A 20,311-nucleotide genomic window follows, 5' to 3' on the forward strand; every position below is an offset into this window, starting at 1 on the left:
CGCGCCCGCCGACGCTGCTGTCCTTGAGTACCACGATGTAGCTGTCGGCCACGGCCGTCGCGCCACCGGCGCTCCGGATCTCGCCGACGGACGGGACTGCCGTCGCCGGAGCGCTGGCCATGGCGGTGACCATGGCGGCGCTGGCGAGCACGCCGACCGCGGCGAAGGTACGCCGGTGAGTGCGGGGGAGTGTCATCTCCCGGTCCTCCTACTGTGGTGGCCTCTCGTGGAGCCCGAAGCCCACTCGAGAGGCGCTGGACGATGGGAGAATCCTAACGTCGATATTTACGTCTTTAGATTCTATAATGTTCGCGATGTGAGGATGACATTGACCATTCTCACCGTGCGTACGCGTAGCGATGATCCGATCGGCCCCGGGACCTGCCTGCCCGCGCTGGGGCAACCGGCGACCGCCGTCCGGGGTGGCGGGGCGTACGTCGACGGCCGACGGGCCCACGTCCGCCCCGCCCCGGCCGACCTGCGTTCCCTCGAGGTCGTGACCTCGTGGCGTCCGATCCGGACCAGCCACCGTCGCGCAGCCCTCGGAGATGGCCGTCGGTGACGCCCTCGGTGATCTCCGGCAGGGCCCTCACCGGCATGGCCCCGGCGGTGAGCGGTCACCCGGGCGCCACGCGTGACCGGCTGTCCGTCGCGGTGCCACCCGCGTCCCACCGTCCGACCAGTTCCGCGTAGCTGGCGGAGCCCCGTACCAGTTCGTCGTGGGTACCGAGGTGCACCCGGTCCCCGTCGAGGAGCAGGATCCGCTCGGCGCGGCGGGCCGAGGTGATCCGGTGCGCGATGACCACCACGGTCCCCGGCCGCGCCGCGAACGCCGCCTCTGCCCGCGCCTCGGCCACCGGGTCCAGGTTGGCCGTGGCCTCGTCGAGGATGACGACCCGGGCCGGTGACAGGTACACCCGTCCGAGCGCGACGAGCTGCTTCTCCCCCTGGGACAGGTCGGCGCCGCCCGCGCCCACCCGGACGTCGAGGCCACCCAGTCGGCCCAGCAGCGGGCCCAGGCCCACGGCGGCCACCGCGTCGGCCAGGTCATGCTCGCTGGCACGGGGTGCGAGGTAGGTGAGGTTCTCCCGCACGGTGCCGGCGAAGACGTACGCCTCCTGCGGGATGAGCGCGAGCATCCGGCGCAGTTCGGCCTCACGGAGTCGGGTGACGTCGACACCGCCGAGCCGGACCGTGCCGCAGCTGGGGACGAGCAGCCCGGCAAGCAGGTTCGCCAGGGTGGACTTACCGATCCCGCTGGAGCCGACGACGGCGAGATGGTCGTCTTCGGCGATGGTGAGGTGGAGATCGTCGACGACCGGGTTCGCGTGTGCCCCGTACGCGAAGGTCAGACCGTCGACCCTGAAGTCGTACCGTTCGGGGGCGGGTAGCCCCTCGGTCCCCGCGGGCTCCGGCTCGGCGAAGGCCTCGCCGAGCCGGCGGAGGCTGACCACCAGGTCCAGGGCCCAGCTCACGACCACGCCGACGATCCGGTGCAGGGCGGGCTCCAGACTGACCGCCAGGTACGTCGCGGCCCCCACCACCTCCCCCACGGTCAGAGACCCGGAGCGCAGCAGCCACGGGGTCGCCACCAGCAGCAGGAGCAGCGGAAGCTGCCCGCCGGCTAGGACCAGCAGTCGGGTCAGGGTGGTGGCCCGAGCCAGCGCCCGGGTCTGGGTGGCCTCGTCGTCGACCGCCCGCTCGACCTCGGCCGCCGCCCGCTCCTGCCCGGCGCACGCGAGGGCGTCCCGTACCCCCTCGAATGCGGCACCAGCGCGGCCCGCCACCTCCTCCTGCGTGAGCAGCAACGCCCGGTGCCGGGCGGCCAGCCTCGGCACCAGCAGGCCGATCATGGCCAGGGTGAACACCACCAGCACGGCAGTGGCCATCGCGACGACCGGCGCCAGCAGACAGAGTCCGATGAGGGCGGCCACAAAGGTGAAGAGCACCTGGCGCACGGTGCGCAGCAGCGCGAAGAGGATGTTGCGTACCGTCTGGACCTGCGCGGTCAGCCGGGCCACGCTGGTGGTGTCCAGCCGGGTGGGTGAGCGGGTCGCGGCGAGCAGGGCGCCCTTCGTGACCTCGGCGAGAAACGCGTCCCGGACCGGCTCCACCACCGCCGCGAGCCACGGGAACAGCCGGTGGGTCGCGACCGCACCGACTGCGGCCGTGGGCAGCAGGAGCGCGAGGAGAGCCAGCCCGTCACCGGCCTGACGGGCCAGGAAACGGTCGGTCGCCGCAGAGACCAGCAGCCCGGACAGCAGTACGGGCAGCGACTCCACGACCGACCACAGCGCGATCCGGGCGACCGCCCGACGCCGGGCCCGCAGCTCCTGCCACAGCAGGGCCATTCCCGAATTGCGTGGACCCCGTCGCCTCATCCGTCCCCCTCCTGCGGTGGCGGGTCCGCTGCGAACACCGACCGGTACGCCGCCTCGCGCTCCCATAACACGTGGTGCGGCGCCACCGCCCGGATCCGTCCCGCATCCAGCCAGGCGACCAGGTCGGCTCGGGCCGCGGTGCTCGCCCGGTGGGCCACGATGAGCCGGGTACGGCCGACCAGGGCCACGGTGAGGGCGTGCGTCACCTCGGCTTCGGTGACGGTGTCCAGACTCGACGTGGCGTCGTCGAGCACCAGTAGCCGGCCACCGTGCGCGACCGCCCGAGCCAGGCCCAGCCGCTGTAGTTCGCCGCCGGACAACGGCGCGTCAGCCAGGGCGGTGTCGATCCCACCGGGCAGTCGTCGGATGAACTCCACCGCCTGCGCGGCTCGGGCCGCCTCCCAGACCTGCTGGTCACTCGCCTCCGGCCGACCGTACGTGAGCGCCTCGCGGACGGTACCGCCGAGCAGCACCGGTCGGTCGAAGGCGTAGGAGACCTCGCGGCGCAACGCGTCGGGGCAGAGGTCGGCGGTCGGGACGCCGTCGAGGAGCACGGTGCCGGAGTCCGGGGTGAGCAGGCGCCCGGCCAGCAGGGAGAGGGTGGTCTTGCCGGCGCCGGAGCGGCCGACCAGGGCAACGGCGGCACCGCCCGGTACGTCGAGATCGATCCCGTCGAGGACGAGCTGGTCACCCAGCCGGACCCGTACCCCTCGGAACGACAGCGCGCCGGGACCGGCGGGTATGGCACGGTGCTGACGTGGCGCCGCACCGACGGCCGGATCCTGGGGGCGTTCTGCCAGCAGGGCGGCGACCCTGGAGGTGTTGGCCCGCGCGTCGCTCAGTCGGATCAGCGTGTCCACCTGACTGAGGAACGCCAGTGCGGAGGTCAGGTACATGGCAGCGGCGAGGATGTCGCCGGGCGAGAGCCGCCCGGCCGCCACGCCGAGCCCGGCGACGGCGAGCACCGCGAGCCGTAATCCGGTGATGACGAGGTCGACCTGCCACGACACGGCGCGCTGTACCGCCCATGTCTTCTGTCCCGCTCGGCTGAGCTCGGGCAGCGGAGCGAGGACGCGGGCCATCTCGCGGCGTTGCGTGCCCGAGGCACGGATGGTCCGGCGGCCCGTCAGCGCGTCGGTGAGCCGGGCGGCGATGGCGGCCAACCGTTCCAGGTACGCGGCGTAGCTGCTGGTCGCCCGGTTCATGAGGAGGCGCAGCAGGAGCGTCGCGGGTAGCGCGCCGATCAGGAAGGTCACCCCGAGCCGCCAGTCGATCAACCAGAGCGCCACCAGTCCGCCGAGTGAGGCGGCGGCCGCGACGGTGGCGGTGACCAGCGCCGGAACGGCGGCACCGGCCGTGGTGGTGTTGCTGCTCAGCCGGGTGACCAGGTCGCCGGTGACGTGGCGGCGCGTGCCCGGCACGCCCAGGGCGAACACGTGGCGAACCAGCCGGTACCGCAGGGTGGCCGAGACACGGGTGGCCGCCGACACCCGGGCGAGTCCGCCGTACGCCTCGGCCAACGTGCGCAGGACCAGCAGGCCAGCCAACGCCGCCAGAGCGCCCCCGACGGCTCGTCCGGCGATGGCCTGGTCGAGGGCGGCGGCGGAGACCGCCGGAAGGAGCAGCGTCGCCCCGTTGGCCAACACCACCCACAGCACACTCGCGACGGTGCTGACCGGGGCCAGTCGGACGAGGGCCCACCAGCCGAGGTCGACGTCGGTGGGGGGCGGGGACATGGCGACTCCCGGTGAGCGGGGACGGTCGGCGGCCACGGACGAACTCCTCATCCGCGCTGCTCGGAGGTGAGGAAGTCGACGACTTCCGCCCGTAGGGCCTGCCCGCCGGTCTCGTCCAGCGGGTTGTGGCCACCGCCGGTGACCTCCCGGTAGCGGAAGTCCCGAGGCGCGCGGCGGCCGGTCTCCCGCAGCCGTCGGGCCAGGGACCGCGAGTGCCCGACCGGGATGACGTCGTCGCGCTGTCCGTGCACGATGAGCAGTCGCGCCCGGATCCGGGGCGCGAGCCGCAGCAGGTCACGCGGGCCGAGTTCGTCGTCGAGCGAGGTACGGCCACCCGACCGGTCGAGCAGGGAACGCACCGCCGGTGAGCCGTCGCGGTACAGCTGCGGGCCGGACAGGAACGGCGCGACGACGACACATCGTGACCATCCGTGCGGGTCGGCCGCAGCGGCGAGCAGCGCCAGGAACGCCCCGTAACTGGTGCCGAAGAGCATCGGGGCGCGGCCGGCGTGGACGCGACGCTCCCGGTTCAAGGTCTCGCGCAGCCACCGGATGTCGGCCAGGTCCGGCCCTCCCCAGGCGCCGTCGATGGCGGCGCGGTGGGCGGCTCCGTAGTTGGTACTACCCCGCTGGTTGGGTGCCACGATGGCGACACCGGCGGCGGCGAGCGACTGGAAGAAGGGGTCGAACGCCAGCTCCCAGGCGGCCTCGGGACCGCCGTGCAGGGCCACCAGCAGGTGTCGTGCTTGCCGCCAGTCGCCGTACACGACCGCTTCGACAGGTCCGGCCGGTCCGTCGAAGCGCTCCGGTCGCGCGTCGTGCCACCCGGTGCCCGTGTCCGGTTCGGTCCGGTCGTCCGGCCCGCCGCCGGGGTGGGGCGTGACGATCGTTGTCGGACAGGTCGGTGACGACCACACCAGCCGCAGGCCGCTCCCGCTCCAGCCGGCGCTCCTGACCACGCCGGGCGGCAGCGGGATCTCGGTGACCTGATCGGCATCGTCGTCGTGGACGAGCAGGCGGGAACGGGTGCCAGCGGTGATCCGTACCGCGAGCCGACGTCCGGTGGGATCGACCGCCAGGGGCAGCACGGTACCGGTGATCGCGTTGAGCGCCGGGGGATACCGCACCGGTCGCCCGTCCGGTGCCGCCCAGCCCAGCCGGACCCCGTCGGAGGTGGCCGTGGCGACCAGCATCCGGCCACGTCGGGGGCTGGTCAGCAGGACCGCGCTGCCGGCCACCTCGATCGGGGACACCGTCGCACGGCGGAGATCGACCGCGACCAGGCGGCGCTGGCCCTCGGCAAGCTGGTTGGCCGCCAACAGGTGACCCTGCCCGGTCAGCCAGCCGCCACCCGTCAGGTGACCGGCCACCTCCACAACCGCCTCCGCTCGCAGCGTCCGAGCGTCGATGCGGTGGAGGACGGAGCAGCCCTCGGTGCGGAACGCGACGAGCCAGGCGAGCGTGGCGGTGTCGAGGCTCGGCACCGCCCGCAGAGCCGGGCAGTCGAACCGGCCGACCGGTTGCTCGCCGGTACGTCCGTCGCCACGGTCGACGACGACCACCTCGTGCGTACCGGGGCGATGACGCAGCAGCACCACCCGACCGTCCTCGGCGGGCAGCAGTTGGGTGCGGACCGTCTCGCCAGCGGTGGTGGGCAGTGGAAAGGCCTCGGCTGTCGTCCCCTGGAACGACCAGCTCTCGACGACGAGGGTGCTGTTCCCGTCGGCGACGAGGCACGCGGCCCGGCCGGCCCGGCCGGAGAATCGGAAGCTCAGCCGGTGCGCCGCCGCACGCTGACCCACGTCGACGTGTCGGGTCGTCATGCCTACCGTCCTCCTGCGGGTCGCGTCGCGGTCGAGGGCTCGCCCCGGGGTGACGAATCACCGTCGTCTGTCGTGTTCCCGGTCCGGGCCGCGCTGTCGGAGGCAGCGCGCGCCGGTCCGCCGTTGCCCGAGGTGGGCAGACGGCGGACCGGACTGTGCTGGCGGACCGATCAGATGGTCCGGATCTCGCACGAGATCTCGCACGTGACGGTGCAGGGCCACAGCGCGGTCTCGGACTCGACCTCCTCCAGCAGCTGAAGGGCGTTGACGTCGAGTTCCATGATGATCACCTCCTCTCATCCCTCGGTGGTACGGGCTCCGCGGCAGCGGCCGGGGGGACGCTGAGCGGGGTCTGTGGTGGACGGCACACCCGATCTGCGGTGCAGGTCCGGCACGCCGGCCGGCGCGCCGCGGGTCAACGTGGCGTGGCGGCCGGTCCGGTAGCGGTGGACGAGGCCGGCAGCCACATCCGGTGGTTGCCGTCGCGCAGCCGTAGCAACAGCGCCAGCACGCCGCTGAGGCCGGTGTTGAAGTCAGGTACCACGGTCGTGGCCGTCTCGTCGGGCGCCAGCATTCGGCCGGCGCGCAGCGCGTGGCGTACGTAGATGCTCGCGGCGAGCTCGTCCGCCCAATCCCGATAGCGCCCCTCGCCGGACGCCTCGGCAAGATCGAGAAGGAACTCCGCGTCCCCGGCGAGGCCGTGACACTGGGCGGGGCCGGCGTGCCAGCGGGAGCGGCGTACCGCCACCGCCGCGTCGGCGGCCAGTTCGCCGTACCGGTCGTCGCCGGTGCGGCGCCACACCCGGGTCAGGAACGTGCCCACCCCCGAGGAGCCGCTGCACCAGTGGGACTTGCGGGGACCGCCCTTCTCACCGCTGGTCCAGTACGCCGCCCCCCGGTCACGGATGGCGACGGACAGCAGCGTGTCGGCGCCCGCGACCGCGAGGTCCAGGTAGCGGGTCTCCCCCGTGGCGTGGCCGGCGGCGAGCAGGAACGTGCCGACTCCGGCGACGCCGTGGGCGAAACCGTAGTGCACCAGGCCGGCAAGTTGGGATGCGAAGTCACCCGCGATCGGCCAGCGAACCAGGCCGTCCCGGTACCGGGCCGCGTCGACCAGGGCGTCGGCCGCCTGCCGGACCCGGTCGAGAAACTCCCCGTGCCCCGTCACCTCCCAGAACCGCAGCTGGGTGAGGCCGGCACCGGCCGTACCGTGGCAGACGTCCGGGTTGGGCCACCGGAGCGGGACCCGTCGGGCGAGGTCGACGGCCTGGTCGACGAGCTGGTCGAGGCCGAGTACGCGACCGGCGTCGAGCAGCGCCCACGCCGTACCGGACCGGCCGAAGTACAGCCCCGGCAGGGCACGCGGCTCACGCGCCACCCGACCGCTGATCCAGGCGGCGGCCGTGGCGACCGCCTCGCGCAGCGCCGGATCGGGCTCGGCACGCACCGCCCGGGTGAGGACGCCGAGGATCCCGGCCGCCCCGTGCTGGACATTGAGCGGGTCCGTCGTCCCGCCGGACTGGCCGCACGGCCACAGCCGGTCGTCGTCGGCCGGCCGCATGCTGGTGACGAGGTAGTCGATTCCGTCGACGATGGCGCGCTTGAGATTGCCGTCGCCCAGCCCGGTGGCCAGGTGGGCACCGTCCCGCCGCGAATCGGGCTGCCCGGTCCGGGCCAGCCAGGTCCGCACGGTGGCCAGGTCCGGCCGCTGCGCCGGGTCCTCGTGCAGCAACGCCACGATGATCCCGGCGAGCCGGCGCGCCGCCGGGTTGCCGACCGAGAAATGGCCGAGCCAGTTCTCGATCCGTTCCCGGTGCGGACGCACGTGCGGGGCGTCCTCGGCCAGGATGGGGTCGACGGCGCTGACGAGGTAGAACAGCGTGCCGCCGAGGCTGTACAGGTCCGCCGCCGGTTCCGGCGCCGGCCCGAAATCGGGCGCCTTCACCTGTTCGGGCGCCCCGTAGCCCGGCGTGAACACGCGGCCGACCGGCTCCCCGGACCGGGCGAGCAGTTCAAGGTCGATCAGACGCAATCGCCCGTCGTCGGTGACCATGACGTTGTTGGGGTTGAAGTCACGCAGCACGAATCCCTCGGTGTGGACGAACTCCACCAGGTCGAGCAGCCCGGCGGCGAGGCGCAGCACATCCTCCACCGGCAGTCCCCAGCCGTCGCCGTCGTCGAGCGCGGTGTGCGCCGACACCCACTGGCGCAGGGTGCTCCCCGACACCGCCTCCTGGGCCAGGAACACGTCCTTCTGCTGCTCGAAGAGGCCGACCAGGCGGGGGGTGAGGCCGGAGGGTCCGAGGAGCGTCAGCATCGCCGCCTCGTGGCGACGGTCGTCGCGGACGTCGCGGCCCGTCAGGTCTGCACCGGCGTACGGGCGCCCCTGCTTGATGATCACCGCCGCACCGGTCTGCTCGTCGGTCGCCCGGTACACCCCGCCCGGGAACGAGTGCCGGATCACCTCCCGTACGACGTAACGCCCGTCGAGCAGGACCGGCTTCGGTGCCGCACCCGACGAGGAGGGCGGGTCGGACCGCTCCGGTGCGAACGGGTCGCGTGGCGCCCACGCGGGTGGCGTGAACCACGCCCTGCGCTGGTCGAGCACGAGAGTGCCGTCCGGGGCGACCAGCATCGCCTCGTAGAGGCCGTCGTTCCCGAGCATGCGTACGCCGTCGAACACCCCGTAGCGGTAGTGCACCCGGCTGCCGGGGCGGTACGGACGGTCGGACAGGATGGTCGGTCCGGGCAGCCCTTCGGTCGCGGTGTGCAGCTCCTCGGCGAGCACCCGCAGCTCGTCGTCGTCGCAGGTCGGATAGGCGGTGATGAACTTTCCTCCGCCGCCCCGGTCGACGTGGCGGGAGCCGAGTTCCCGGACCCGGGCCAGCGTGCCCGCGAACTTGAACGAGCAGCCGTTCCGCGCCAGGACCTCCGCCGACGCGGCCAGCACCAGCGGCGCGGACAGCGGCGTGGCGGAGACGTGCAGCTTCCACCCCTGTACCCGGGGCCGTCGCTGCGGTGGCTGTACCTGGCACCAGAAGTCGCCCGGGTGGACTCGCCAGCCGTCGTCGTGGCGGGCCAGCACCGACCGGACACAGTCGACGAGAACGGTCCCGTTCATGATGGTGACCTCACTGTTCACCGCGGTCGTCCGTCGGGCACCGGCAGCGAGTGGACGGGGCGCCGGTCGATCCGGGCACGGACGTCACTCGAACCGAAGTGGTAGTCGATGCGGCGGGCGGCCTCGGCCCACTGCGCCATGGAGCGGACCGGCCCCAACGTACGGGTGACGAACGGATCGGCCCAGCGCGCCACCGCGCGCTGCCAGAGGTCGACGGGCGGGTCGGTGAGCAGACTGCCCACCGTGCCCTCGTAGATCGGCATGGCTCGCACCGCCCCGTCCGGCTCCACCTGCATCGCCGGAAAGACCATGCCGCGCGCGAGCAGTTCGGGATGCATCTGCAGGATCCGGTTGTCCGTGGCGGTCACCTGCACCGACGGCGGCGCGAGCGACTGCAGCCGGCGCGTGTGCGCGGGGTCCCCCAACAGGTCGACCTGCTCATCGGTCAGCAGTTCGTGGTTGCCGAAGCTGGGCCGGCTGGCCAGCCCGGCCGGGACGGCCGCTGCGAACGTGAGGTACCCCAAGCCGGGGATCCGGGGGGCGACGGTGGTGCACATCTGCTCGATCTCGTGGACGTTGCTGCGCACCACCGCGCAGTCGATCCCGATCGAGAGGGACCGCTCGCCGCGTGCCCGTCGCTGCCGTACGGCCCCGTCCAGCATGGCCAGGGCGTCCATCGCCCGGTCGAACGAGCCGGCCCGGCCCCGGATCCGGTCGTGGACCTCGGCGGTCGCCCCGTCGACGCTCACGACCACCTGGGACAGCACCGCCTGAGCCGCCTCGACCATCCACGGCGCCAGTGACCATCCGCCGGTGTAGAGGACGACCGGGATGCCCGCCCGGGAGATCCGCCCAGCAACCTCGAAGACGTCCTTCACCAGCAAGGGTTCCCCACCGGCGAGGGCCACCCCGGCGGGTCGCAGTGAGACGATCGCGTCGGCGACCCGGAACATGTCCTCGTTGCCCAGCTGACGGGACGGTCGCCGCCCGGACTCGGAGTAGCAGTGGGTGCACCGCAGGGGGCACGCGTACGTCACGTCCCAGATCACGTTCGTCGGACGGTCAGGGGCGATCATCGCCACCGCCCGCGAGATCCGACCTGCCCCCGGTCGGGTCAGACCGCCACCGGCGGCTGTCGCCACTCGCCGGCGCACGCTCCACCGGGCACCGTCTCCTGAGCACAACCGCCTCCTACGCGCCGAGCGATGGCCCCGGCCGGTCGCCGTAGCGCCGTGATGCGCCATCCGTTGCCAGAGAGCGTGTCGCCGGACTGTCCGATACACATGGGTGCCCCGCCCCCTAGATTCGGCGCCTGGACAGCGTGGGTCATCTTGCTCAGTAGGGCATGTGGCGGCCACGGCCACGCGCGGCCACCCCGGTGGCTGCGGTAACGTTCCGCATCCGGGCGATCACCGCCCGGAATCGGGGGGTGGGTCCGCGCGCCCGACGGCCGTTGGTGGGGGTGGAAAGGTGGGGAGGGTGTACCCATGCCGCCCGGTCGAGTCGCCCGCCGGCGACCGGGACGGCGCAGTTCTCGGCTCTCTCCACGTGCCGGCACCCCGGACGAGAAAACCTCGACGTCCCTGAACCGACACACCACCCGGCCCGCGGGTGGGATCGTCGGGTGCTGGCATCGTTCGCTGCCTTCCCGCCTCCCGACCAACGCTGATCGCCCGACACGAGTCAGGACCCGGGCCGCAAGCGCCCGACGACCGATGGACCATCCACCCGGGGCGACCAAACGCCAGGGGGCGGCCGCACGACAGTGGGGTGTGATGCTGACCTCCCCGAGACACGAAGCATGGGCGGCGCTGACCGCCCTGACTGCGGGCGTGCTGCCCGGTCAGTCGACCACGCTGATGGCGAGCTTTCTGGCCGTCTGCACGGCGATGAGCCTGCTCGCCGAGTGGCAGGCGAGAGGCACCCCGGCCACCCACGCCTGCGGGCCCCCTGCGGAGCTGGTCCGGATCTGCGGGGACCCCTGCGTCCGGCAGGTCACTCGACGGGTGTGGAGTCCGGCGGCGAAGCGGTGCCGACGGCAGCCAAGGACGTGTCGTGGAATTCTCCTCTAGGTCCCGACCGCAACTGACCCGCCACGAGGTGAACCAGGTCGAACACCTCTACCTGCAGGAAGCCCAAGACCTCTACAGGTACGCCCGCTCGCGCTCCTGGGGTGGCGAGTCCGAGGCGCGGGATCTGGTCCAGACGACGTTCCACGAGGCGATCCGCGGCTGGCGGAAGGTCGGTGGTCTCGGTCCGGACGAGCGCAGGAAGTGGCTGCGTAGGGTGCTCATGAACAAGATCGTCGACCTGTCGAGAAAGCAGCAGAGGGTCGACCTGACGCCCGACATCTCCGCGCTGGGTGCTCGATCCACCGACGACACGGGCGAGCGCGCGGAGTTCGCGATCGCCCTGGCCCGCTGCTGGCAGGAGATCGAGCAGATGCCCCCGGTCCGGCGGAAGGTCGCGTTGCTGGTCTGGGGTGAGTCGTGGGCGACCAAGCGGGTGGCCGCGCGCCTCGGGTTGGCGGAGAGTACGGTCCGCGGCCATCTGCGGGAGGCGCGCAAGCAGCTGAGGGCCAGCGTCGGCCATCTGGTGCCGTTCATCGACGACGAGGAAGAACAGGAGTCCGGGTGGTGAACAACAACGAGGAGGGAATCCCGCTCACGTCCGCTGAGGTCTACCGACGAGCCCGTGCCGCCGGGGTCAGGGCGATCCCGTCCTTCGACGTGCAACGTGGGCTGGACGACCTGCGGGCGTGGATCGGTCAGGAGGTCGACGTCGTCGAGGAGACGGGACAGCGCCCCGCCGACGTCGTACCGAGCTCACAGGTCGAACTCCGAGGGCGCCACGATCTGCTGGAGGAACTGGTGGCCTTGGCGCGTCGACCTGGGGACGGCCCTGCCGTGCTCGCCGGCACGGGTGGTGCGGGAAAGTCCACCCTGGCCGCCGCCCTGGCCGAACGGGTGCGGAGCTGGAATCGGCAGGTGTGGTGGGTCTCCGCCGGCGACCTGGCCGGCATGTCCACGGGCCTGACCGACGTGGCGCGGGATCTCGGCGGGTCCACCACCGACCTGGAGTCGATCGCCAGGGGCGCACCGGACGGCCCGGATCGACTGTGGCGGCTGTTGGAGCACGCGTCCCGCGACTGGCTGCTCGTCATCGACAACGCCGACGACCCCTGGACGCTCGCCGCCGGGGACTCGCCCGCAGGGGTGCAGGACGGGCACGGCTGGGCGCGTGCGTCGCAGCGTGGCCTGGTCGTGGTGACCAGCCGGGAAACCGACCCGCGCATGTGGGCAGGGGCCCGCGTCCTCACCGTCGGTCGTCTCGGCGTCGTCGACGCCGCCCGGGTGTTGCGCGATCTCGCTCCGGAGGCGGGAGACGAGATCGAGGCCCAGGCTCTGGCACACCGTCTCGGCGGGCTGCCGCTCAGCCTTCACCTGGCCGGGACGTACCTGCGCTCCGGGGTCGCGCAGTCGCCCACCTTCGTCGCCTACGACCGTGTCCTCCGCAGCCGGGCGGGAACCATGGTGTCCCGTACCGCGGAGATCTCCCTGGACGGGCTGACCCGGCACGGCATCCCCCAGGCCCGGACGCTGCTGCGGCTGGCCAGTTGCTACGCGCCCAGGACGATCCCGACCCGGATCCTCTCCATGACCGGTTTGCAGGAGGCACTCGACGGGTTGAGAGACGTGGGACTGATCGAGCAGGGTTCCGCCGGGATCACCCTGCACCCGGTCGTCACCGACACCAATCGCGCCCGCCTCGAAGGGCCGGAGGTCTGGCGCACCGCGGTCGCGCACCTGGCCGGTGCCCTCCGGGAGCTCGTCATCGACGAGCCAGCGGACTGGCCGCAGTACAGGCTGCTCGGCCAGCACCTGCTGGCCCTGCTCGACACCGCCGTCGAACACGGCAACCGGGAACACCTCGTCCTGCTCGGTGACGCCACGGTCGACGTGGCCAGGGCCCTCATCCACAGCGGCGCCACCGGAGCCGCCGCACGGCTGTGCCGCATCGCCCTGGACTGCTGCGCCGCCCTGGGCGAGGAGCACCCCGCAGTGCTGCGCGTGCGGCATCAGCTCGCCTGGACGGTCGCCAACGCCGGCGATCTGGCCGGGGCGGAGGACAGGTACCGGGATATCCTCGGCATCCGGCTGCGCGTGCTCGGTGCCCACCACCCCGACACCCTCGACAGCCGCCACGAGTTCGCCTGGGTCGCCACGCTCCTGGGCCGGTGGACCGAGGCGGAGCAGCGCTATCGCGACACTCTCCGCGATCGCCTGATCCACCAGGGACCGGACGCGCGGAACACCCTGACGACCCGTCACGAACTGGCCTACGCGATCGCCCGGCAGGGCCGATTCGACGAAGCCCGCCAGGCCTTCGAGGACGTCCTGCGCGATCGGCGACGCCTCCTCCCCGACGGGTCCCCGCAGACCCTGCAGACCCAGCACGCGCTCGCCTGGATCACCGCCAAGCAGGGCAGATGGGCGGAGGCCGAGAGCCTGTACCGGCACCTTCTCGACCTGCGTCAGGTGCTCGGGACCGACCATCCCCACGTCCTGCTCACCCTGCACGAACTCGCCTGGACGATCGCCCGTCAGGGTCGCCGGGCCGAGGCGGAAGCCATCTGTCGGCTCGTCCTGGAGCGCCGGAGCCGCACCCTGGGCGACGACCACCCCGACACCGAGACGACCCGACGGGCGCTCGGTGAACTCCTGCACGGGGGTCGGATCACCGATGCCGTCCATCCCGCCTGAACCACCCGGAGGCCCACATGATCCTCGGCGAACACCTCGTCGCCGCCGTCGAGAACCTGCACCTGGCGAATCGGCCGGTCATGCTGCACACGTCGCTGCGGTCCTTCGGCACGGCGATCGACGGCGGTGCCGACACCCTGATCGACGCACTGCTCGCCCATGGGTGCACGGTGCTGACACCCGCCTTCACGGAACCCCAGTTCGGGCTGCCTGCCCCTGCGGACATGCGTCCGGCGCGCAACGGCCTCGACTACACCGCGCCGGTGGTGGAGAAGCACCGCCCGGAGACTGTCCCCTACGCCGTCGACTGCGGCCTGGTCAACCCCCGACTGGGGGTCCTGCCCGCGGTACTGATCCGACGCGCCGGCGCCGTACGCGGCCGGCATCCGCTCAACTCCTTCGCCGCCATCGGTCCCCGAGCGGCCGAACTCATCGACGTGCAGAGCCCCGACGACGTGTACGGGCCGATTCGCGAGCTGGCCGAGCGCGGTGGCGCGATCCTGCTCGTCGGCGTGGGCCTCGACCGGATGACCGCACTGCACCTGGCCGAACAGCGGGCCGGCCGCCGCCTGTTCACCAGGTGGGCACGGGGCGAGGCCGGCGAGGTCCGGATGGTCGAGGTCGGCTCCTGCTCCGGCGGATTCCCCCGGCTGGAACCGGTCCTCGGTCCGCTCGCCCGGAGCGTCGTCGTCGGCGCCTCGCGCTGGCGCGCCTACCCGGCCCAGCAGGTCCTTGCCACCGCGACGGCCGCCATCGCCGCCGACCGACACATCACCCACTGTCCTGACGCCGACTGTCTGCTCTGCCGCCACGCGATCGCCGGCGGCCCGACGACCGCCTGACGCGGCGGCCTGAACCGCTCCGGGCCCGGTGGAGCCTGCGCGGAGCCCGGAGCGGTTCAGGGCATGTCGTGGCGGCGCTGCTGCCGTCAGCCGTCCAGCCGACGGACCATGTTCATGATCGTCTCGATCTGGGCCCCGCCCTTGATCGGGTAGTTGGTGGCCCCGAGGTAGCCCCACCAGTCCCAGCAGCCGTTCGGGTTCACCGCCGTCGGGATCGCCTGCGGGTACAGGACGATGAGCCGGTTGGTGTCGGCGTACTGGTTGAGGTTGGCCCGGTCGACGAAGGCGGTGCCGACCTTGCTGTGGCCCTGCGCGCAGCCGTGCAGAGCGACCAGCAGGCGACAGCTCTGGCCGGCGGCGCAGGAACTCGGAACGTACGCGAAGCCGTTGGCGTCCATGCTGAGCCCGTTGGCCCAGCCGTTGACCGCGAACGAGTCCTGGCCGAACCGGATCAGGGTGCCGCCGAGCGGGCCGGTGTTCGGCGGCGACACCGCACCGAGCAGCCGTCCGAGGAAGGTGCGCTGCGGGTCGGTACCGCAGTCGTTGAGGAACGGCGCGGCGGTCTGCGTGCAGCCGACCGTGCCGTACGGGGTCACCCAGGCGTGGCCCGCGGCGCTGCCGGAGTCGTACTGGACGCTGGCCCCGAAGTCCCGGTAGTAGCGGACCAGGTCGTTGGTGACCGACGTCTTCACGACCCCGTCGTTCGCGCCGTGGTAGACGTAGACCGGCTGGCCGGAGAGGTTGGCGGTGCCGTCCACCCAGCCGTAGGACGCCCAGGTGCGGGTGTAGGTCTCCAACGCGGGCACGTTGGTCGGGTAGATGTTGTCGCCGCAGCCGTAGAGCGCCTGCGCGACGGTGTTCTGGGCGCAGTAGTACGGGCCGGCCGCGAAGACCGCCGCTCCCCGGATCCGCGACGAGTAGGCGACCTGGAGCTGGGTGGCCATGTACCCGCCGGAGGAGACCCCGGCGACGTAGACGGCGGAGACCGGGTAGCTCCGCAGCGAGCCGGACACCGGAGTCTTGGTGTACGGCGTACCGGCGGCCTGGGCGGTGACCGCCCCGGGCAGGACCAGCAGGACGGCGGCGGCGAGGGCGGTGAGAGCTTTCCACGCTGTTCTCATGACGTTCTCCCGTCGGAGCGCCGGCGGGACGACCGGCATGCGCAGACGCTAACGTGACATCGAACACAGGCCATATCCGTACGATCGACACCTCGGCGTCGATCACGGTGTGGGCAGCCCACCGGCCGAGGCTCCCGGGTCCCGGGTTCCGCCCGCAGCGGGGAGCGCCAGCACGAGCTGGACGTTCATGTAGGACTCTTTCCTTGACCGACCTGCGGGATGTAGCTAAGTTTCGATGAATCGAGCGGCTTGGGAGGCATCCGATGGAGCGCAGAACCTTCCTCACCGGAGCCAGCGCGGTCACCGGAGGCACCCTCGCCGGGGCCCTGGCCGGCGCACCCAGCAGCGCCGCCCCGGGAATCCGCCGGGTCGAGACCGGCCTGGACGCTCTGGTCCGTTCCGGCTTCCGGGACCTGCGCGGACAGCGGGTGGGGGTCATCTCCAACCCGACCGGCGTCGACTCCTCCTACCGCCACCTGGTCGACCTGATGCACGGCTCGGGTCAGGTCAACGTGGTGGCGGCGTTCGGCCCCGAGCACGGATTCCGGGGTTCGGCCCAGGCAGGCGGCAGCGAGGGCACCGGCACGGACGCCCGGACCGGCATCACCGTCTACGACGCGTACGGCGCCTCGCAGGCCGACTGGGAGAGCATGTTCACCAAGTCCGGGACGGACACGGTGGTGTTCGACATCCAGGACGTCGGCGCCCGGTTCTACACCTACATCTGGACGATGTACACCTCGATGCTCGCCGCAGCCCGGGTCGGCAAGCGGTACGTCGTGCTCGACCGGCCCAACCCGATCGGCGGCCGGGCGTACGGCCCGATGATGACCGCCGGCTACACCTCCGGTGTCGGGCTGAAGGAGATCGTGCAGCAGCACGGCATGACCGTCGGCGAACTGGCTCGCCTCTTCAACGCCGAGTTCCTGCCCGCCGAGGCCGGACGGCCGGTCGACCTGCACGTGGTGCAGTGCCGGCACTGGAAGCGGGACGTGCTGGCGGCCGACACCGATCTGCCGTGGGTGATGCCCAGCCCCAACATGCCCACCACCGACACGGCGCTCGTCTACCCGGGTACCTGCCTCTTCGAGGGCGTCGCGTCGATCACCGAGGGTCGTGGCACCTGCCGTCCGTTCGAGCTGATCGGCGGACTCGACACCGACTTCGACTACCACTGGAGTGACCGCCTCAACGCCCGTGACCTGCCGGGAGTGCGGTTCCGGGAGGCGTACTTCTCGCCCACCGCAGCCGGCCAGAAGCCGGCGCTGCTCAACAAGCTCTGTGCCGGCGTCGAGGTGAAGATCGTGGACCGCCACGTCTACGACCCGATCCGCACGGGGGTGGCCATGTTGGTGGAGGCGCGGAAGTATCCGGCGTTCGCCTGGCGCCAGGACACCTGGGACGCGGTTCGGCCGTACTGGATCGACAAGCTCACCGGGTCGCCCCGGCTGCGCACCATGATCGACGCGGGCGCCGACGTGGACGAGGTGGTGGGCGCCTGGGCCGACGAGCTGGCCGCTTTCGGCCGGCAGCGCCGGCCCTACCTGCTCTACTGATCACGGCCGGTACCGGCCGTCACCCCGTCGCGGACCGCTGGGCACCGGCCGGATGACGAACCTCGGGGCCAGGCACCCGGCCGGCGGGCGGACACGCTGTCAGCGCAGTCCGGCGAACAGATCCTCCTCGGGCGTCGGCGCGTCGGTGGTGTCGCGGACCCGGACGAAGGTCTCCACGCCCATCAGCTCGGTGAACCGTTCCTGGCCAAGTTGCAGGAAGAAGATGTTCTCCGCCTGACTGGCGTGCGCAGCCAACGATTCGAACTTCTGCGCGCCGTAGCCGCTCGTGTCCACCCAGGTGGTGATCTCGTCGTCGGGCAGGCCGAGCTGCGGTACCGACGGCTCATCCAGCTCGGGAAACTCGACGCCTATCTCCTTCATCACGCGGCCGAACTCCTGAAACGCACTACGCGGCACGGTGGTCCAGTACACCTTCGCGGGGATGTCCGTCCGCTCGACGGCGGCCATCGTGATGCGGTGCGCCTGGATGTGGTCCGGATGGCCGTAGAAGCCGTTTTCGTCATAGGTGACGACGACGTCGGGTCGATAGCGCCGGATCAACTCGCTCAGCCGGTCGGCCGCCTCCGCCACCGGCGTGTTCCAGAACGCGCCGGGCGCATCGTTGGCCGCCCAACCCATCATCCCGGAGTCGGCATAGCCGAGCGTCTCCAGGTGCGTGACCTTCAACGCCTCGCAACTGGCCGCCAACTCGGCCCGGCGCATCGCCACCACGGCCTCCGGGTCGTGCCCCGGGTCACCCGGTTTCACACCGCCGGGCCCGTCGCCGCACCGCCCGTCCGTGCAGGTCACGAGCACCGTCGTGATCCCCTCCGCCGCGTACCGGGCGAGGATGCCGCCAGTACTGGTCGCCTCGTCGTCCGGGTGCGCGTGCACCGCCATCAACGTCAGAGATCGCTCAGCCACCCCACCACGATACGAGCGACGTCCGACACCCGCCGACGAGGCCCACGCGGGTCCACAGGCCCGGGTTCACGACCTACGCCGACGGAACCACACGCCCACGCCCGCCGTCACGCCGTTCACGCGCCGGAGCACCGCAAGCGCCGTAGCTAACCTTCCTTGACGACACATAGACAGGTAGCTAAGTTTCAGCCATCCGGACTGAAAGGCCATCGTCTATGAAAGCTCGACTCGTCACCGCGACCGTCCTGATGGCCACGCTCCCGATCACCGTCACGCCGCTCCCCGTCCGGGCCCACGCCGGGGCTGCGCACCCGCCCGCCGCCGAGCACGGCTGGGTCACCTCGACGTTGCGGCACATGAGCCTGGAGCAGAAGGTCGGCCAACTCTTCTCCACCTACGTCTACGGTGGTGACGCCACCGAGCCCACGGCCGCCGACCGCGCCGCCAACCGGGCCGCGTTCGGCGTCGAAACGCCGGCCGAGGTCGTCGATCGATTCCACCTCGGCGGCGTCATCTACTTCTCCTGGTCTCACAACCTGGACAGCCCCCGCCAGATCGCCACCCTCTCCAACGGGCTCCAGCGGGCCGCTCTCGGTGACGGCGCCAAGGGTCGCGTGCCACTGCTCGTCTCCACCGACCAGGAACAGGGCGTGGTGCTGCGGATGCCGGCCCCCGCGGCGCAGTTCCCCGGGTCGATGGCCCTCGGCGCCGGGCGGTCGCCCCGAGCCGCGTACACGGCGGCGGAGATCACCGGGCGGGAACTGCGGGCGGTCGGCATCCACCAGCCGTACGCACCGATTGCCGATGTCAACATCAACCCGGACAACCCGGTGATCGGCGTACGGTCCTTCGGCGCCGACCCCGCCCTGGTGGCTGAGCTGACCGCCGCCCAGGTCGCCGGGTTCGAGGAGGGCGCCGGCGTGACATCGGTGGCGAAGCACTTCCCCGGCCACGGCGACACGGCGGACGACAGCCACACCGGCCTGCCGGTGATCGACCACAGCCGGGCGGAGTGGGACCGGATCGACGCGCCGCCGTTCCGGCGGGCGGTCGCCGCGGGTGTCGATTCGATCATGACCGCCCACATCGTGGTGCCCGCGCTCGATCCCTCCGGCGACCCCGCCACGTTGTCGCCGACGATTCTCACCGGTGTGCTGCGCGGTGAACTCGGTTTCCGGGGAGTCATCGTCACCGACGCGCTGAACATGGCCGCCGTGCGACAGAAGTACGGCGATGACCGGGTGCCGGTGTTGGCCCTCAAGGCCGGCGCCGACCAGCTCCTGATGCCGCCGGACCTCCGGCTGGCGCGGGACGCGGTACTACGGGCCGTCACCACCGGCGAGCTCACCGAGCGGCGCATCGACGAGTCGGTCCGGCGCATCCTCGCCATGAAGTACCGGCAGGGGCTGGCCGGATCGCCACTGACCGACGTCGACGAGGCGGTACGGACGGTCGGCGCGCCCCAGCACGTCGCCGCCGTCGCCCAGGTGACCGACCCGACCCTCACCGCCGTGCGCAACGACGCCGGTCTGCTGCCGCTGACCCGTGCGAACCGGTCGGTGCTGGTCACTGGTTGGAACAGTGCCGCCTTCACGCCGATCGCGGCGCTCGCCGGCGGGTTCACCGCCCGCGGTGCCCGAGCCACTGCCCAGCCCGCGACCCTACCGTCCGACGCGCTGATCGCCGCGACGGCCGCCACGGCAGCGAACCATGATCTCACCGTCGTGCTGGTGAACAAGGCGTGGGACGACGTCGTCACGGACCCACGTGGCACCCAGCGGCGCCTCGTCGCGGCACTGGTGGAAACCGGGAAACCCGTGGTGGTGGTAGCGGTCCGGGACCCGTACGACATCGCGTACCTGCCGGGTGCGACCACCTACCTGGCGACCTACTCGTACACCGTCGCGGCGATGGACGCCCTCGTCCGCGCGCTGCACGGCGAGCTGTCCCCGAGCGGGCGGCTGCCCGTCACGATCCCCACGGCCGAGGGCGCGGGAACCGTGCTCTACCCGTACGGCCACGGCCTGACCTGGTAGGAGGCGAC

13 protein-coding genes and 1 pseudogene are annotated in these 20,311 nt (G+C 72.0%); 5 read left to right on the forward strand and 9 right to left on the reverse strand.

Going from position 1 to position 20,311, the window contains the following annotated elements; genetic code table 11:
• The 7 genes and pseudogenes from AB0F58_RS24895 to AB0F58_RS24925 all read right to left on the reverse strand — a co-directional run.
• Window positions 1-196 (reverse strand): annotated as a pseudogene (locus AB0F58_RS24895) (S8 family peptidase); the annotation flags it as partial.
• 421 nt (window positions 197-617) lie between these two features.
• A complete protein-coding gene (locus AB0F58_RS24900; RefSeq protein ID WP_357147456.1) occupies window positions 618-2,351 on the reverse strand; it encodes an ABC transporter ATP-binding protein in 1,734 nt (577 codons plus the stop codon).
• Between the two features lie 26 nt (window positions 2,352-2,377).
• Window positions 2,378-4,117 carry an ABC transporter ATP-binding protein gene (locus AB0F58_RS24905; protein ID WP_357147459.1) on the reverse strand — a complete coding sequence of 580 codons (1,740 nt, stop codon included), beginning with the start codon at window positions 4,115-4,117 and terminating at the stop codon, window positions 2,378-2,380.
• A gap of 47 nt (window positions 4,118-4,164) precedes the next feature.
• Window positions 4,165-5,940, reverse strand: a complete 1,776-nt coding sequence (locus AB0F58_RS24910) for a prolyl oligopeptidase family serine peptidase (protein WP_357147462.1) — start codon at window positions 5,938-5,940, stop codon at window positions 4,165-4,167.
• A gap of 170 nt (window positions 5,941-6,110) precedes the next feature.
• Window positions 6,111-6,221, reverse strand: a complete 111-nt coding sequence (locus AB0F58_RS24915) for an ALQxL family class IV lanthipeptide (protein WP_357147734.1) — start codon at window positions 6,219-6,221, stop codon at window positions 6,111-6,113.
• A 134-nt stretch (window positions 6,222-6,355) separates the two neighbouring features.
• A complete protein-coding gene (gene lanL, locus AB0F58_RS24920; RefSeq protein WP_357147465.1) occupies window positions 6,356-9,061 on the reverse strand; it encodes a class IV lanthionine synthetase LanL in 2,706 nt (901 codons plus the stop codon).
• Between the two features lie 17 nt (window positions 9,062-9,078).
• Window positions 9,079-10,137: a radical SAM protein gene (locus AB0F58_RS24925; RefSeq protein WP_357147468.1), complete on the reverse strand. Its 1,059-nt coding sequence runs from the start codon at window positions 10,135-10,137 to the stop codon at window positions 9,079-9,081.
• A 979-nt stretch (window positions 10,138-11,116) separates the two neighbouring features.
• Between AB0F58_RS24925 and AB0F58_RS24930 the strand changes: the two genes are divergently transcribed.
• From AB0F58_RS24930 to AB0F58_RS24940, 3 genes are read left to right on the forward strand one after another with little or no spacing between them, the layout of a single operon-like run.
• Entirely contained in the window at window positions 11,117-11,701 is a 585-nt protein-coding gene (locus tag AB0F58_RS24930; RefSeq protein WP_357147472.1) for a sigma-70 family RNA polymerase sigma factor, read from the forward strand.
• Window positions 11,695-13,824, forward strand: coding sequence for a tetratricopeptide repeat protein (locus AB0F58_RS24935; protein ID WP_357147475.1), 2,130 nt, complete (start codon window positions 11,695-11,697; stop codon window positions 13,822-13,824). The genes AB0F58_RS24930 and AB0F58_RS24935 overlap by 7 nt, the downstream gene beginning before the upstream one ends.
• A 17-nt stretch (window positions 13,825-13,841) precedes the next feature.
• Window positions 13,842-14,666 carry an AAC(3) family N-acetyltransferase gene (locus AB0F58_RS24940; protein ID WP_357147478.1) on the forward strand — a complete coding sequence of 275 codons (825 nt, stop codon included), beginning with the start codon at window positions 13,842-13,844 and terminating at the stop codon, window positions 14,664-14,666.
• 86 nt (window positions 14,667-14,752) lie between these two features.
• On the opposite strand, the gene AB0F58_RS24945 is transcribed toward AB0F58_RS24940, so the two are convergent.
• A complete protein-coding gene (locus AB0F58_RS24945) occupies window positions 14,753-15,787 on the reverse strand; it encodes a PHB depolymerase family esterase (protein ID WP_357147481.1) in 1,035 nt (344 codons plus the stop codon).
• A 263-nt stretch (window positions 15,788-16,050) separates the two neighbouring features.
• On the opposite strand from AB0F58_RS24945, the gene AB0F58_RS24950 reads away from it, so the two are divergent.
• Window positions 16,051-17,343 (forward strand): DUF1343 domain-containing protein, encoded by a 1,293-nt coding sequence (locus AB0F58_RS24950; RefSeq protein ID WP_357147484.1) that lies wholly within the window; start codon window positions 16,051-16,053, stop codon window positions 17,341-17,343.
• Between the two features lie 99 nt (window positions 17,344-17,442).
• Here AB0F58_RS24950 and AB0F58_RS24955 read toward each other — a convergent pair whose 3' ends face one another.
• A complete protein-coding gene (locus AB0F58_RS24955; RefSeq protein WP_357147487.1) occupies window positions 17,443-18,243 on the reverse strand; it encodes a PIG-L family deacetylase in 801 nt (266 codons plus the stop codon).
• A gap of 239 nt (window positions 18,244-18,482) precedes the next feature.
• Between AB0F58_RS24955 and AB0F58_RS24960 the strand changes: the two genes are divergently transcribed.
• Entirely contained in the window at window positions 18,483-20,303 is a 1,821-nt protein-coding gene (locus AB0F58_RS24960; RefSeq protein ID WP_357147490.1) for a glycoside hydrolase family 3 protein, read from the forward strand.
• Window positions 20,304-20,311 lie beyond the last annotated feature (8 nt).

This window comes from Micromonospora sp. NPDC023956, from assembly GCF_040639195.1.
Lineage (GTDB): Bacteria > Actinomycetota > Actinomycetes > Mycobacteriales > Micromonosporaceae > Micromonospora.